Source organism: Silicimonas lutimaris, assembly GCF_047314965.1.
Lineage (GTDB): Bacteria > Pseudomonadota > Alphaproteobacteria > Rhodobacterales > Rhodobacteraceae > JAVJUV01.
Map to the genome: position 1 here is coordinate 58,691 of NZ_JBLBVK010000055.1, position 13,405 is coordinate 72,095.

Annotated in this window: 15 protein-coding genes; 2 read left to right on the top strand and 13 right to left on the bottom strand. The window is 64.4% G+C overall.

Annotated features, from left to right (window positions below; translation table 11 throughout):
• The first annotated feature begins 19 nt into the window (after positions 1-19).
• The gene (locus tag ACKLNI_RS16215) at positions 20-925 is read left to right on the top strand and encodes a LysR family transcriptional regulator (RefSeq protein WP_413720133.1); all 906 of its coding nucleotides are present in this window, start codon (positions 20-22) and stop codon (positions 923-925) included.
• On the opposite strand, the gene mtnA is transcribed toward ACKLNI_RS16215, so the two are convergent.
• Positions 922-2,025, bottom strand: coding sequence for an S-methyl-5-thioribose-1-phosphate isomerase (gene mtnA / locus ACKLNI_RS16220; RefSeq protein WP_413720134.1), 1,104 nt, complete (start codon positions 2,023-2,025; stop codon positions 922-924). The genes ACKLNI_RS16215 and mtnA overlap by 4 nt on opposite strands.
• Positions 2,022-2,960: an aminotransferase class IV gene (locus ACKLNI_RS16225; protein WP_413720135.1), complete on the bottom strand. Its 939-nt coding sequence runs from the start codon at positions 2,958-2,960 to the stop codon at positions 2,022-2,024. Before ACKLNI_RS16225 ends, mtnA begins: the two co-directional genes overlap by 4 nt.
• A 121-nt stretch (positions 2,961-3,081) precedes the next feature.
• Here ACKLNI_RS16225 and ACKLNI_RS16230 point away from each other — a divergent pair, with 121 nt between their 5' ends.
• The gene (locus ACKLNI_RS16230; RefSeq protein WP_413720136.1) at positions 3,082-4,254 is read left to right on the top strand and encodes a BaiN/RdsA family NAD(P)/FAD-dependent oxidoreductase; all 1,173 of its coding nucleotides are present in this window, start codon (positions 3,082-3,084) and stop codon (positions 4,252-4,254) included.
• On the opposite strand, the gene ACKLNI_RS16235 is transcribed toward ACKLNI_RS16230, so the two are convergent.
• The 11 genes from ACKLNI_RS16235 to ACKLNI_RS16285 form a co-directional block, all read right to left on the bottom strand.
• A complete protein-coding gene (locus ACKLNI_RS16235; protein WP_413720137.1) occupies positions 4,255-5,373 on the bottom strand; it encodes an alpha-hydroxy acid oxidase in 1,119 nt (372 codons plus the stop codon).
• Between the two features lie 3 nt (positions 5,374-5,376).
• On the bottom strand, positions 5,377-5,931 hold the full coding sequence (comE, locus tag ACKLNI_RS16240) for a sulfopyruvate decarboxylase subunit beta (protein ID WP_413720138.1): 555 nt from the start codon (positions 5,929-5,931) through the stop codon (positions 5,377-5,379).
• Positions 5,928-6,434, bottom strand: coding sequence for a sulfopyruvate decarboxylase subunit alpha (gene comD, locus ACKLNI_RS16245; RefSeq protein WP_413720139.1), 507 nt, complete (start codon positions 6,432-6,434; stop codon positions 5,928-5,930). Before comD ends, comE begins: the two co-directional genes overlap by 4 nt.
• 54 nt (positions 6,435-6,488) lie before the next feature.
• Positions 6,489-6,902, bottom strand: coding sequence for a universal stress protein (locus ACKLNI_RS16250; protein ID WP_413720140.1), 414 nt, complete (start codon positions 6,900-6,902; stop codon positions 6,489-6,491).
• Positions 6,903-6,923: 21 nt separating this feature from the next.
• Positions 6,924-7,916, bottom strand: a complete 993-nt coding sequence (locus tag ACKLNI_RS16255) for a zinc-dependent alcohol dehydrogenase (protein WP_413720141.1) — start codon at positions 7,914-7,916, stop codon at positions 6,924-6,926.
• Positions 7,913-8,674, bottom strand: coding sequence for an SDR family NAD(P)-dependent oxidoreductase (locus ACKLNI_RS16260; protein ID WP_413720142.1), 762 nt, complete (start codon positions 8,672-8,674; stop codon positions 7,913-7,915). Before ACKLNI_RS16260 ends, ACKLNI_RS16255 begins: the two co-directional genes overlap by 4 nt.
• On the bottom strand, positions 8,667-9,974 hold the full coding sequence (hisD, locus tag ACKLNI_RS16265) for a histidinol dehydrogenase (protein ID WP_413720143.1): 1,308 nt from the start codon (positions 9,972-9,974) through the stop codon (positions 8,667-8,669). Before hisD ends, ACKLNI_RS16260 begins: the two co-directional genes overlap by 8 nt.
• A 12-nt stretch (positions 9,975-9,986) precedes the next feature.
• Positions 9,987-11,315 (bottom strand): TRAP transporter large permease, encoded by a 1,329-nt coding sequence (locus ACKLNI_RS16270; RefSeq protein ID WP_413720144.1) that lies wholly within the window; start codon positions 11,313-11,315, stop codon positions 9,987-9,989.
• Between the two features lie 12 nt (positions 11,316-11,327).
• On the bottom strand, positions 11,328-11,840 hold the full coding sequence (locus tag ACKLNI_RS16275; protein ID WP_413720145.1) for a TRAP transporter small permease: 513 nt from the start codon (positions 11,838-11,840) through the stop codon (positions 11,328-11,330).
• Positions 11,841-11,924: 84 nt separating this feature from the next.
• A complete protein-coding gene (locus ACKLNI_RS16280; RefSeq protein WP_413720146.1) occupies positions 11,925-13,070 on the bottom strand; it encodes a TRAP transporter substrate-binding protein in 1,146 nt (381 codons plus the stop codon).
• 23 nt (positions 13,071-13,093) lie between these two features.
• Positions 13,094-13,279, bottom strand: a complete 186-nt coding sequence (locus tag ACKLNI_RS16285; RefSeq protein WP_413720147.1) for a hypothetical protein — start codon at positions 13,277-13,279, stop codon at positions 13,094-13,096.
• Positions 13,280-13,405 lie beyond the last annotated feature (126 nt).

The window sequence follows — 13,405 nt, forward strand, 5'->3', positions numbered from 1 at the left end:
AAGAACATGCATGGAATGAATGAACTTGCGCCAACGCCGCTTTTTGCCATCGCTCTCGCAACTGCTCGCCTTCGAGGCCGTGATGCGCCACCAGTCGGTCACGGCTGCGGCAAACGAGTTGCACCTGACGCAGTCGACGGTCAGCCGCCTTGTCCGGTCACTGGAAGAACAACTGGGCAAGGATCTGTTCGTGCGCCAGAAGAAGCGGCTGATCCCAAGCGCCGAGGCGGCGGCGTTCCAGGCCGATGTCACGCGCGGGCTGGACATCATCCAGCGCGCCAGCATGGCGTTGATCGCCAATCCGGCCGGCGGCGCGCTGTCGTTGTCGGTTCTGCCGACCTTCGCGACGCGCTGGCTGGCGCCCCGGCTGGGCCGGTTCCTTGAACAGAACCCGGGCATCTCATTCAACCTCTCGACCAAGATCCAGCGCTTCAGTTTCGCCAGTGAAACCTTTGATGCCGCGATCTATTTCGGAGATCCCGACTGGCCGGGCGCACGGCACCTCAAGCTCTTCGACGAGACGCTGACGGCCTGCGCCTCACCCGGCTTCCTTGCGCAAAACCCCATCGCTGCGCCGTCCGACATGGCGGGCCTGCCGCTCCTGCAGCTCGAGACGCGCCCGACAGGTTGGGCCGACTGGTTCGCGGCTCATGGCGTGGCGGATCAGGCCGCCTCGGGCATGGTCATGGACCAGTTCTCGATGATGATCCAGGCGGCGATCTCGGGATTGGGGATCGCTCTGCTGCCCCACTATCTCGCCCGGCCCGAGATCGAGGAAAACCGCCTCCGCCCGGTCCTGAACCAGGCCGTCCCTGCCACCGGAGCCTATTGGCTTGCCTGGCCGGAGGAGAAGGAGACCTATGCGCCGCTGGCAAGGTTCCGGGAGTGGATCGCCATGCAGAATGGGCATGACCGGTCGGACTAGCCCGATGCGAACGCCCTTTCGTGAAAGAGCGCGGCCAGCCCCTCGGGCGAGGCCTCGCAGACCCCGCGTTCGGTGATCAGGCCCGTTACCAGACGGTTCGGCGTCACGTCGAAGGCCGGATTTCCGCCGGACGTGCCTTCGGGCGTGACCTGCACGACACCGATCCCGCCGCCAACGGCGGTGCCCTGCACATGGGTCACCTCGCGCTCCGGGCGGTCCTCGATCGGGATTTCGGCAACACCGTCGTCCACCGTCCAGTCGATCGTGGGCGATGGCAGCGCGACATAGAACGGCACGCCGTTGTCGCGGGCGGCCAGCGCCTTGAGATAGGTGCCGATCTTGTTGCAGACATCGCCCCGCCGCGTTGTGCGGTCGGTGCCGGTGATCACCATGTCCACCAGCCCGTGCTGCATCAGGTGCCCGCCCGCGTTGTCGGTGATGTAGGTGTGCGGCACGCCGTGGCTGCCCAGCTCCCACGAGGTCAGCGCGCCCTGGTTCCGTGGCCGCGTCTCGTCGACCCAGACGTGAAGCGGGATGCCCGCGTCATGGGCCTGGTACATCGGACTGGTGGCGGTGCCCCAGTCGACGGTGGCGATCCAGCCGGCGTTGCAATGGGTCAGCAGGCGGACGGGTTCGCCTGCCGGTTTCCGGGCGGCGATCTGACGGATCAGCTCCAGCCCGTGGACGCCGATCATGCGGTTGATCTCGACATCCTCGTCAGCGATCTCGCGCGCCAGTCGATGCGCCGCCCCCGCGCGGTCCGCCTCGGGCAAGGGACGCAGCGCGGCCCGCATCCGGTCGAGCGCCCAGAGGAGGTTGATCGCGGTCGGGCGTGTCGCGCCCAGCACGGCATGGGCCTTGTCCAGCGCCGCGTCGGAGGCGTCGCGCGCCATTTCCCCGGCCACGCCCCAGGCCGCCGTCGCGCCGATCAGCGGCGCGCCCCTGACCCACATGTCGCGGATGGCGGTGGCGAACTCCTCCAGCGTCACAAGGTCCGCGATCCGGAACTCATAGGGCAGCCAGCGCTGATCGATGATCTGTACGACACCCGACGCGTCGTCGAACCAGATCGAGCGATAGGGGGTTCCGTTGACCTTCATGATGCGTCCTCCTCTTCCGCGGATCGGGCGATCAGGTCCTTGTAAAGCCCGCGTATCCGATGAAAGACCGGCCCCGCCTTGCCGCCGCCGATCACGCGGCCGTCGATCTCGAAGACCGGGGTCTGCGCGCCGAAGGTGCCGGTCAGGAACGCCTCGTCCGCGCCATAGGTGTCGACCAACGAATAGTTGCGCTCGTGGACGGGAATGCCATTTGCGCGGCAGAGATCGATCACCTTCTGCCGCGTGATCCCGTTCATGCAGTAATCGCCCGTCGAGGTCCAAACCTCGCCCTTGCGGACGATGAAGAAGTTGCAGGCGTTGGTCGTGTTCACGAAGCCGAACGGGTCCAGCATCAGTGCCTCGTCCGCGCCGGCCTGCACCGCATGGTTCAGTGCGATGATGCAGTTCAGCTTGGAATGCGAATTCAGTTTTGCATCCTGCGTCAGCGGCAGACCCCGATGATGCGGCACGGTGTGAAGGCGGATGCCTCGGGTGATGATGCTTTCGTCCGGTTTGGAATGCTCGGCGATGATGACGATGGTCGGGCCGTAGATGCTGAGATGCGGGTGCTGGAACGGTTTCTTCTTGCGCCCGCGCGTCACCATCAGTCGGATATGGACATCCGTGGTCATGCCGTTCGCCATCAAGGTGTCGCGGATCGCCGCCTTCAGCTCGTCCCGCGTCTTGCCGATATCGAGCGCGAGGTAGAGCGCCGCCTCGTAAAGCCGGTCGAGATGTTCATCGAGAAACGGGATATGCCCGTCATAAAGCCTCAGCCCCTCCCAGACGCCATCGCCCAGCATGAAGCCCGAGTCGTAGACCGAAACCTTCGCCTCGTTCCGGTGAACGATATCACCGTCCACATAGATGCGGATATGGTCGTTGCGGTCGTCCGCCGCTGCGTCATGGGTCGAGACATGGGGAGTGTCGGTCATTCTCAGGTACTTTCCGGGCCGGTTCCCTGTCGTGTCTAAGCCATCTGGCCGGGTGTTGCGAAGATCGAATTGCGACCGCGCGGCGCTTTCGGTCGCGCCGCGTTCGGCCTAGAAGGCGGACATGGACTTCGATGCGATCATCCTTGGCGCCGGCGGCGCGGGCCTGATGGCGGCGGCAACCGCCGGACAGGCGGGCGCGCGCGTTCTGGTGATCGACCATGCCGAGAAAGCCGGAAAGAAGATCCTGATCTCGGGCGGCGGGCGCTGCAACTTCACCAATATGGGCACGGGGCCGGCGAACTTCCTGTCCGAGAACCCGCATTTCGCCAAGTCCGCGCTCAGCCGCTATACCCAGTGGGATTTTCTCGACCTTGTCGGACGCCACAGGATCGCCTGGCACGAAAAGACGCTGGGGCAATTATTCTGCGACGGCTCGGCCCGCCAGATCGTGGCGATGCTGCTGGACGAATGCGCGAAAGGCGGCGTCGAGGTGCGGCTCGGAACGTCGATTGGCGAGATCGGGCATTCGGATGGGCTGTTCCGGGTGGCGGGCGCCACCGCCCCTGCCCTCGTCGTTGCGACCGGCGGTCCGTCGATTCCGAAGATGGGCGCCACCGGTGTCGCCTATGACATCGCGCGGCGCTTCGGGCTGAACGTTGTCACCCCGCGCCCCGCGCTCGTGCCCTTCACGCTGGGCGAAAGCGAGATCCTCTTCCGCCAGCTCTCGGGCGTGGCCTGCCCGGTCGTGGTGCGGGTGGGCAACGTTTCTTTCGAGGAAGCGGCGCTCTTCACCCACAAGGGGCTTTCGGGGCCTGCAATCCTTCAGATCTCGTCCTACTGGCGCCCCGGAGACGAGATTTCGCTCAACGTCCTTCCCCGTGCCGCCGAGCACTTTCGTGATGCGCGAAGCCGGATGCCGCGGGCGCATCTGAAAGCGGCGCTGACCGAAGTGCTGCCCTCAAGGCTGGCGGACGCTCTGGCCGAGAAGATCGGGCTTGCGACCGAACTTGGGAACCTCTCGAACGCCGCACTCGACCAGGCGGCGGAGGTGCTGACCAACCTCGTCTTCCATCCGACCGGCACCGAGGGCTATGCCAAGGCCGAGGTGACAGCGGGCGGGATCGACACGGACGAATTGTCCTCGAAAACCATGGAGGCAAAGAAGGTGCCCGGGCTTTACGCCATCGGCGAGGCCGTCGACGTGACCGGCTGGCTGGGCGGGTACAATTTCCAATGGGCCTGGTCCTCGGGCGTGGCCGCGGGTCAGGCCATCGCCGCCCGGAGGGCGAGCTGATCAGGCGGCGACGCCGTCCAGCGGCGTGGTCCCAAGATCGGTAAGCCCGGTCTGCGCCATGGCAATCGACAGCTCGCTGGTCAGCACATCCCAGAGCCGGTTTAGCCCCTCTTCCCCACCTGCCGCGATGGCGAATTGCAGGACCCGGCCGAAGAAGGCGAATTGCGCGCCCTGGACAAAGGCCTTCAGCACGTCCTCGCCCGAGCGAAGCCCGCTGTCGAAGAAAAGCGGGTAGTCTTCGCCTACCGCCTCCCGGATCCGGCGCAGCGCCAGGATCGGCGCGTGCGCGCTTTCCAGCTGCCGCGCACCGTGGCTGGAGACCTGGATCGCGTCGACGCCCTCTGCCTTCAGGGCAACCGCGTCCTCGGCGTCCAGCACGCCCTTGACCACCAACCTGCCCTTCCAGGTCTCGCGCAGGCGCTTCAACGTGTCCCAGTCCGCCTTTGCCCGGCTTTCGGTGCGGTCGAAGGTGAAACCCGGCATCTGGAAATTGGCCATCTCGGGACGACCGGCGGCCAGTGTCGCGAGCGACCAGCGCGGGTGCAGCGCGAAATCGAGGAACTGGCGCGGCCCGATCCTGAAGGGCATGGTGAAGCCGTGGCGCAGCTCGCGCGGACGGCGGCCGACTTCCGGCACGTCGACGGTCAGGACCAGAACGTCGAACCCGGCGGACGCGGCCCTGTCGACCAGCCTGAAGGAGCCGGAGCCGTCACCGCTGAAGTAAAGCTGGAACCAGGCGTGGCCCTGGGCCACCTCCAGAAGACGCTCCATCGGGGTCGAAGCGACAGTGGAAATGCCGAGCGGCACCCGGTGTTTGGCTGCAAGCCGCGCCAGCATCAGGTCCGCGCCGGGGCCCGAGAGGTTGCACATGCCCATGGGCGCGATGCCGAACGGACGGCCCGCCGTCTGATCGAAAAGCGGCACCTCCAGCGCGCGCTGGCTGACGTCGCGCAGGATGCGAGGGCGCAGCGTGATCGCGTCGAGCGCGTCACGGTTGCGGCGAAGCCCCGCCTCGCCGCCCGCCGCGCCGTCGATATAGTCGAAGACCATCCACGGCAGCCGCCGCCGGGCCAGCCGCCGCGCATCCTCGCTGGAATGGATATGCGCGGCGCGGCCCATGGATCAGGCCTGGACGGCCTTCATGAAGCGGTCCTTGATGACGACAGGGTCCATGGTGATGACCGGCATCTTGGCATTGCCGCTTTCGCACTTGACGATCATGACGGTCATCTTGCCCTCGGCAAGCGCCTTCTCCAGCGCCTCGGGCGTGTCGACATCCATGACCTCGACCACGTTCTCGCAGCCCGCCGCGCGCGCCATGCCAGCCAGCGAGGTCTTCTTGCCGGTATAGGTCGGCTGGTCGCCCGTCGAGCCGTAGGAGCCGTTGTCGATGATCATCAGGATGTAATTGTCGGCCACGTTGTTGGCGATGGTCGGAAGCGTTCCGAGGTTGGTCAGGACCGAACCGTCGCCGTCGATGACGATCACGGGCTTGGGCTGCGCCAGCGCGAGGCCAAGACCGATGGACGAGGCCAGCCCCATCGTGCCCAGCATGTAGAAATTCGTGGGCTGGTCATCGATGGCGTGCAGTTCCTGGCTGGGAATGCCGATGTTGCAGACAACAAGATGGTCGCGGATGATCGGTGCGATTTCTTTCAGGATTTCAGAACGGATCATTGGTCGCCGTAGCCTCCCCAGAAGTTCGCGTCAGTCAGGATCGCGACCGGTTTGTTGCACATGAAGGTGTATTTCAGGATGTTATCCAGCTCCTCGACATCCTTCTTCCAGTGGAAGTGGTAGGTGGGGATGTTCAACTGGGCCAGCAGCGCCTTGGTGTGCACCGCCATTTCGACCTGGCAAGCCACCGGCTCGCGCAATTCGCCCCGGTAGGAGATGATCATCGGCAGCGGCATCCGGTAGTACTGGATCAGCGTCGCCAGGGTGTTGATCGTCACGCCGATAGCGGTGTTCTGCATGATGATCGCGGGGCGCTTGCCCCCCATCCAGGCGCCGGCGCAAAGGCCCATACCCTCGTCTTCCTTGTTCGAGGGGATGTGAAAGATGTCCGGGTGGCGGTCGATCTCGTCGATCACGCCGGCCAGCTGCTTGCAGGGCACCGTGGTGACGAACGAGATGTCGTTCGCCACAAGGTCATCCACTATCCTTTTATCAATACTCATCTATTTCCGTTTTCCTGTCTTGCCCGGCGATCCGGGCGGTTACCTTGGTCCTGGTTAGTCCCGGGTCCGCTGCACATGCACCGCACAGGTGGCATGCCGCACCACGCGCGCCGCAGTGGATCCGAGGAAGTAATCGCGAAGCCCCGGTCGGTGCGAGCCCATGACGATGCAGTCCACGCCGTTCTCGTCCGCATAATCGATGATCGTCCGGGCGCTGTGCCCTTTCAGAAGGACTGGCGTCACGCCCTCGATACCTTCAAGTTTCTCGTGCAGTTTCGCACGCGCAGCCTCGAAGGCGGAACGCACGACCTCTTCGTCGAGATAGGCGCCCACCGAACTCGGAGGTGCCTCATAAACGTGAAGGGCGATGATTTCACCACCCTCCGCCTTCAGCGCCTGCGCAATCTCAAGCGTCTCGGGCGAAATTCCGTGATCGAGTGCCATCGGCACAAGGATTTTCCGGTACACCGTTCTACTCCTTCATCCCAGTCAGTCTTCCGTTTCGCCCCACGGCCGAAGCACGATCTTGGGTGACGCTACGCGCCCGCCCCGGAGATCGGCGAAAGCCGTGGCGCCTTGATCCAGCGCGCGCATCTCGGTCCAGTTCAGTTCACCCAGCCGCCCCTCGAAGATCGCCTGAGCCGTGTCCCGGAAGTCCTTGGCATCATAGGCATACGTGCCGATGAACGTGATCTCCTGAAGCGTCATGCGGCGCACGTCCAGACCGCCCGTATCCTCGCCAAGCCCGATGTGAACGATTACCCCACCCGGTTCGGCATGAGCCGATGCGATTGCGCGCGTCCCGGCATAGCCGACGGCATCGACCACGAGAGGATAGACCCCTTCGGCCCGTGCTGTCACCTGCTCGCCGCAGTGATCGGCCAGGAAGGCGCGGCGGGCGTCGTTGGTCTCGGCGATGGTGATGTCCTTCACACCCATCGCGCGAAGCGACAGTGCCGAGGCCAGCCCGATCGCTCCGCCGCCAAGGATCAGGGCGCGGGGCATCACCGCTTCGTGCAGTGCCGCCAGTCCCAGCCGGCAGGCGTGCCAGCCAACGGCCAGCGGTTCGGCCAGCGCGGCCTTGGTGAGCGGCACATCGTCCGGCACGCTGACAAGGTTGACCTCGGGCATCGAAATGTACTGGGCGAATGCGCCTTCGCGAGGCGGCATCGAGATGATCTGGCGCGTCGGGCACAGGTTCTCGCGCTTCGCAAGACAGGCCGGACAGGTGCCGCAGGTCACCAGCGGATTGACCGTGACGCGCTCGCCGTCGCGCAGCCCGCCCACGATCACTCCCGCGGCCTCATGGCCAAGGATCAGCGGCGCGGGACGGCGATTGTCGTGACCGAGATAGGCGTGCATGTCGGACCCGCAGATGCCGACCGCATCCACCTTGATCAGGTGCTCGCCCGGCCGCTGGACCGGCTCAGGCACGTCGCGGAAGCCCAGTTTTTCGACGCCGTCATAGACCAGAGCCTTCATTTCGCGGTGAACCCCCCATCGACCATCAGAATTTGCCCCGTAACATAGGCAGAAGCCTCGGAGCAGAGGAAGAGCAACGGGCCGTCGATATCCTCCAGCCGGCCGTTCCGTCCGATGCAGGTCTGGCGCGCATTGCGCTCGGCGCGCTCAGGGTCGGCGAAGACGGCTTCGGTGAGTTCTGTCTTGAAGAAGCCCGGGCCGATGGCGTTGGCGGTGATCCCCTTCGGAGACCACGCCTCGGCCATGGCCCGGGTCAGTTGGCCGATACCGGCCTTCGATGCTCCGTAAGCAACGCCTCCGGGAAAGGCGCGCGTCGTCTGAAGCGAGGCGAAGTTGACGATCCGCCCCCAGCCCCTTGTTTTCATTTCCGGAATCAGCGCCTGCGACAGGAAGAACGGCGCCGAGAGATTAAGCGCGATGGTCCTGTCCCAGCCGTCCGGCGTCACGTCGTCGGCGGCCTGCCGGGTGTTGATCCCGGCGGCGTGAACCACGATATCCGGCGCGCCGAAGGGCCGCGCAACGGCCTCGGCCAGTGCCGGGATACCGTCGCGGTCGGCGACGTCCGCCACGACGAAGGCTGCATTCCCGCCTGCCTCTTCCTGCCAGTTCTCCAGCGCCTCGCGGCGGCGGGCCACGCCCACCACCTGCGCGCCGGCAGCCGCCAGAACGGTGGCCGCGCGCCGGCCGAGACCGGAACTGGCCCCGGTCACGCAGGCGATGCGGCCGGTCAGATCGAACAGGTGGCGCGAGTCAGCCATTTGCGGTCAGATCGAACTCTTCGTCGGGGAAGTATTTGGCCAGACGCACGTCGGCCGCGCGGGCGTGCCCCTCCATGCCTTCGAGACGGGAGATGCGCGCCGTGGCCTCGGCCACGGGCTTGGCTCCTTCGCGGGTGGCTCGCTGCCATGTGACGATCTTCATGTACTTGTGGACCGACAGACCGCCCGTGTAGCTGGCCGCGCCGCTGGTCGGCAGAACGTGATTCGTGCCCGACGCCTTGTCGCCATAGGACACGGTGGTCTCCTCGCCCAGGAAAAGCGAGCCGTAGCACGTCAACCGGTTCAGCCACCAATCGAGGTCCTCGGCCTGCACCGTCAGGTGCTCGGGCGCGTACTCGTCGGAACAGGCTGCCATCTCCTCGCGGTCGGCGCAAAGGATCACCTCGGCATAGTCGCGCCACGCGGCGCGCGCGTTGTCGCGGTTCATCTCGGGCAGATCCTCGATCAGGCCGGGCACCAGCTCCATCACTTTCTCGGCAAGGGCGCGGTTGTCGGTAACCAGCCAGACGGGAGAGTTGTAGCCATGCTCGGCCTGGCTGACGAGATCGGTCGCCACGATGAACGGATCGGCGGTCTTGTCCGCCAGGATCAGGCTGTCGGTGGGCCCGGCGATCATGTCGATCCCGACGCGGCCGAAAAGGATGCGCTTGGCCTCGGCGACGAACTGGTTGCCGGGGCCGACAAGGATGTTGGCCTTGGGCAGACCGAAAAGACCGAAGGTCATCGCCGCCACGCCCTGTACACCGCCCATGGCAAGGATACGGTCCGCGCCGCAAAGATGCGCGGCGTATACAATTGCCGGTGCGATGCCCATCCCCGGGCGCGGCGGCGAGCATGCGATGATGTTCCGACAGCCGGCCACCTTGGCCGTGGTGACGGTCATGATCGCACTTGCGATATGACTATAGCGTCCTCCGGGAATATAGCACCCCGCGGCATTTACCGGAATTGCCTTCTGGCCGGCGATCAGTCCCGGCACGATCTCGGTCTCGAAATCCGACACCGTGCCCTTCTGGGCCTCGGCGAAGCGGCGGACATTGTCATGGCTGAACCGGATATCCGCCTTCAACCGTTCGGGCACCTGCGCGATGGCCGCCTCGATCTCGGCCTCGCTCAACAGGATGCTGCCTTCGTATTTGTCGAAGCGCTTGGCATAATCAAGCGCCGCCGCGTCACCACCGGCCTCGATATCCGACAGGATGCCCTGCACGATGTCATGCACGTCCGATGCGTCGGAAGTCGAGGTCAGCGTTGCTTTTTTGAGATACTCACGAGCCATGGTAAGGGCGTCCTATTTGTAGATATCGGGCAGAAGTGTCGTCGATATTGCCGGGATGTAGGCAATCATCAGAACGACAATCAGCATGAAGAAAACAAAGGGTACGGCACGGGCGGCGATCTTCAGGATCGATTCTCCTGTGATGCCGGAGACCACGAAAAGGTTCAACCCAAGGGGTGGCGTGATGAAGCCCACACCGAGGGCCGTGATCATCATGATGCAGAACTGGATCTCGTTCATCCCGATATTGTCCGCGAGGGGCTTCAGGATCGGCGCGAGGATCACGATGTTGGGCGTCGTCTCCATGACGCAGCCCGCTGCGATCAGGATTCCGATCATCAGAAGGATCAAGAGCCAGGGTTCGTCCGTGATCGATGTGATCGAGGCGACGAAGCCCTGCGGCACGCCCATGATCGCCAGCGCCTCGGCGAGCGGCGCCGAGAAGGCGATGATCGGAAGGATCACCCCGTTCACCTTGGCCGAGCTGAGCAGCATGGCCGGGAAATCGGCCAGCGTCAGAGTGCGCAGGATGAAGCCCATGATGATAGTCACGACAACGGCGGTCGCTCCGGCCTCGGTGGGTGTCAGGCGGCCCGAGAAGATGCCGTAGAAGATGATCCCCGGCACGATGAACGCGTACCAGCCCGATTTCAGCGAGGCGCCCAGCCGCGAGAAATACTCGCCCATCGAGATGTTGCCGCCGCCCTCGTAGCCGTGGATGCGGTTGACGACGATATTGGTGACAAGGATCGAGACGAGGATGCACAGGCCCGGGATCAGCGCCGCCAGGAACAGGGTCGAGGCCGATATGCCGAGGACGAGGCCAATGATGATATAGGCGATGGACGGCGGGATCAGGATGCCGGTGCAGGCCCCCGCCGCGACCAGCGCGCAGGCATAGGGGCGCGGATAGCCCGACTCGACCAGTCGCGCGATTGTCATTCGGCCGACGGCTGCCGCACCGGCGGCATCCGAGCCCGAGATCGCGGCGAACATGCCGCAGACCAGCACGGTCGCCGATCCGAACCCGCCCTTGGCGAACTGGGTCAGCGCCTCGGCGACATCGAGGAACTTTCGACTGAGCCCGGTGCGGACCAGCACGTCGCCGGTCAGGATGAACAGCGGAACGGCGGTCAGCGCGAACGCGTCGATGCCGGTAAACAGGCTCTCGCCCACCGCCGACAAGGGCATGTCGCCCGACATGACCAGCATCAGGATCGCCGCCGCGCCAATCGCGGCCCAGACCGGCACGGCCATGGCGATCAGGCCGACAAAGAGGATCACGGGCAGATAGAAGTCCCAGCCCAGTTCGACCGTCTGATTGAGTTGATTCCAAAGCATCTGGCCAGCCCCTTAGTCGAACAGCTTGTCGCCTTCGTAGACGGGCGTGCCGTCGCGAAGGCTGCGGATGTCGCGGTTGAGCGACTGGAAAAGCCGCCAGGTCATCAGGGCGAAGCCTGCGGGCACCGCCATCAGGAACCAGACCATCGAGATCCGAAGGCCGTGGCTGACCGAGCCGAACTTCCACGAGACATGGACTGTCTCGAACGACCAGTAGAGCGCGATCAGCGCCACGACGAGCATCACCAGATCGCCGAAGATGTAGATCAGCGCCTTCATGCGCGGACCCATGTAATGGATGATGACGTCGATCCGGATGTGCGCCCGCTCCTTCACGGCCGCCGCCGCGCCGATCCACGCAAGGTAGATGAACGAGTAGCGCACGATCTCTTCGCCCCAGATCGAGGAATAGGCGAAGATTTCGCGGCGCAGCACCTCGATGGCCATCGTGATCACCAGCATCACGTAGAAAACCAGAAGCGCCCAGCGCTCGGCGTCGCGGTCAAGTCGGCGTAGGAAATTCATCAGGGGAACCCTTGTTCGGTGAAAGGGGTCAGGGTGTCCGGAGGCGACGCCGCCTCCGGACAGGTCCGCGGAAGGTTACGGACCTTAGGCGTCGTGGACGTAGTACTTGCCCTGGGTGCCTGCGGCCTCTTCCATCTTGGCGAAGTTGTCGAGCGAGCCGGCCAGCTCGATCTTGAACTCGTCCCATTCGGAGCGCTGGTAGCCACCGGCCGCCTGCCATTCGGCAAGCTGGTCGTCGCTCAGAGAGTGGAATTCCACACCGGCCTTGACCAGTTCGGACATCGCGTAGGCGCGTGCCGACGGAACCTTGGAGATGTTCATGTGCGCGGTCATCTCCGAGCCCCACATCACGCCCTCCTGCACATCGCCCGGCAGGCTGTTGAACCATTCGAGGTTGCAGGAGTAGACCTGCGAATCCGGCACCGCCTGGGTGAAGGTGACGTGGCTGAGAATGTCCTTGAAACCAAAGACATAGAGCGCACCGACTGACGGATCGAGCGCATCGGCCACGCCCTGCTTGATCGCCGACGGGGTTTCGCCCCATGCCACCGGCGTCGGGTTCGCCCCGACCATCCTGTAGTACTGCTGCAGCATCTTCGAGCCCGGAACGCGGAACTTGACGCCCGACAGGTCGGCCGGGGTGATCACGGCATTGCCGCCCTTGCGGACCGCCACGACGCGCGGGTCGATGTTGACATAGAACAGCGCCTTGAAGCCGTTCGCCTCGACCTTCGGATGCACTTCCGAGTTCCAGAAGTCCGAGTTGACGAGGTTGGTGAAGCGCTGGTTCGAGCCGCAGAGATACGGCATGTTGATCAGGTCGACCGTCGAAGCGAAGGGGGCGAAGTTCGACAGCGAATGCTGCGCAGCCTGAATCGTGCCGCCCTGCACCTTCTGCACCAGTGCCCCGCCTGCGCCCAGCTGTCCGCCCGGAGCCAGCTTGACATAGACCTTGCCGTTCGTGGCGTTCTGGATGTTTTCCTTCAGGTCCAGCTGCATGATCGGATAGCTGCGCGACGCGCCGAGCACATAGGCCGTGGCAACCGTCATGACGTGCTCGGCTGCCTTCTCGCGCTCACGCTCTTCCTGCTGGGTCTGGGCCGCGGCCTCGGATGACCAGAGCATACCGCCCGCGCCCGCAACCAGTGCGGCCGTGAAGCTGCCAGTTGAGGCCAGTTTCAGAAAATTGCGGCGCTCCGCCGATTCAAGTTCCTTGCGTTCGATGTCCAAAACATTTCCTCCCTTTTGGACTGTCAGCCGCCTTCTTTCTTCTTTCGGTCGGCTTCTTTCTTGAGGATGGCCACGACGAACAGCGCCGACGCGGCAAAGAGAACGAGCATCTCACCCACATCGCTCAGCAGGGGCGATCCGGTGGACGCTCCGATGGCGACATTCGCGGCAAAAGCAGCAAACAACAGGATCGATGCGATCAACCACATCTTGCGGTCCTCCCGGTGAGAATCAGCTCTCACCCCCGATGTAAGCGCTTACATAATCTCAATGCAAGCGTTTACATCGAGCTTTCTCGCGCGCATACTTGCACATCGGTTTCAATGGCGTGCACC

What these genes read in the sequence shown, in the direction of transcription:
- mtnA (WP_413720134.1), bottom strand. Translation starts at nt 2,025, where the DNA reads ATGAAGGTCAACGGAACCCCCTATCGCTCGATCTGGTTCGACGACGCG.
- comD (WP_413720139.1), bottom strand. Translation starts at nt 6,434, where the DNA reads ATGAGTATTGATAAAAGGATAGTGGATGACCTTGTGGCGAACGACATC.
- ACKLNI_RS16260 (WP_413720142.1), bottom strand. Translation starts at nt 8,674, where the DNA reads ATGGCTGACTCGCGCCACCTGTTCGATCTGACCGGCCGCATCGCCTGC.
- ACKLNI_RS16275 (WP_413720145.1), bottom strand. Translation starts at nt 11,840, where the DNA reads ATGAATTTCCTACGCCGACTTGACCGCGACGCCGAGCGCTGGGCGCTT.
- comE (WP_413720138.1), bottom strand. Translation starts at nt 5,931, where the DNA reads ATGATCCGTTCTGAAATCCTGAAAGAAATCGCACCGATCATCCGCGAC.
- ACKLNI_RS16285 (WP_413720147.1), bottom strand. Translation starts at nt 13,279, where the DNA reads ATGTGGTTGATCGCATCGATCCTGTTGTTTGCTGCTTTTGCCGCGAAT.
- ACKLNI_RS16215 (WP_413720133.1), top strand. Translation starts at nt 20, where the DNA reads ATGAACTTGCGCCAACGCCGCTTTTTGCCATCGCTCTCGCAACTGCTC.
- ACKLNI_RS16235 (WP_413720137.1), bottom strand. Translation starts at nt 5,373, where the DNA reads ATGGGCCGCGCCGCGCATATCCATTCCAGCGAGGATGCGCGGCGGCTG.
- hisD (WP_413720143.1), bottom strand. Translation starts at nt 9,974, where the DNA reads ATGGCTCGTGAGTATCTCAAAAAAGCAACGCTGACCTCGACTTCCGAC.
- ACKLNI_RS16225 (WP_413720135.1), bottom strand. Translation starts at nt 2,960, where the DNA reads ATGACCGACACTCCCCATGTCTCGACCCATGACGCAGCGGCGGACGAC.
- ACKLNI_RS16230 (WP_413720136.1), top strand. Translation starts at nt 3,082, where the DNA reads ATGGACTTCGATGCGATCATCCTTGGCGCCGGCGGCGCGGGCCTGATG.
- ACKLNI_RS16255 (WP_413720141.1), bottom strand. Translation starts at nt 7,916, where the DNA reads ATGAAGGCTCTGGTCTATGACGGCGTCGAAAAACTGGGCTTCCGCGAC.
- ACKLNI_RS16270 (WP_413720144.1), bottom strand. Translation starts at nt 11,315, where the DNA reads ATGCTTTGGAATCAACTCAATCAGACGGTCGAACTGGGCTGGGACTTC.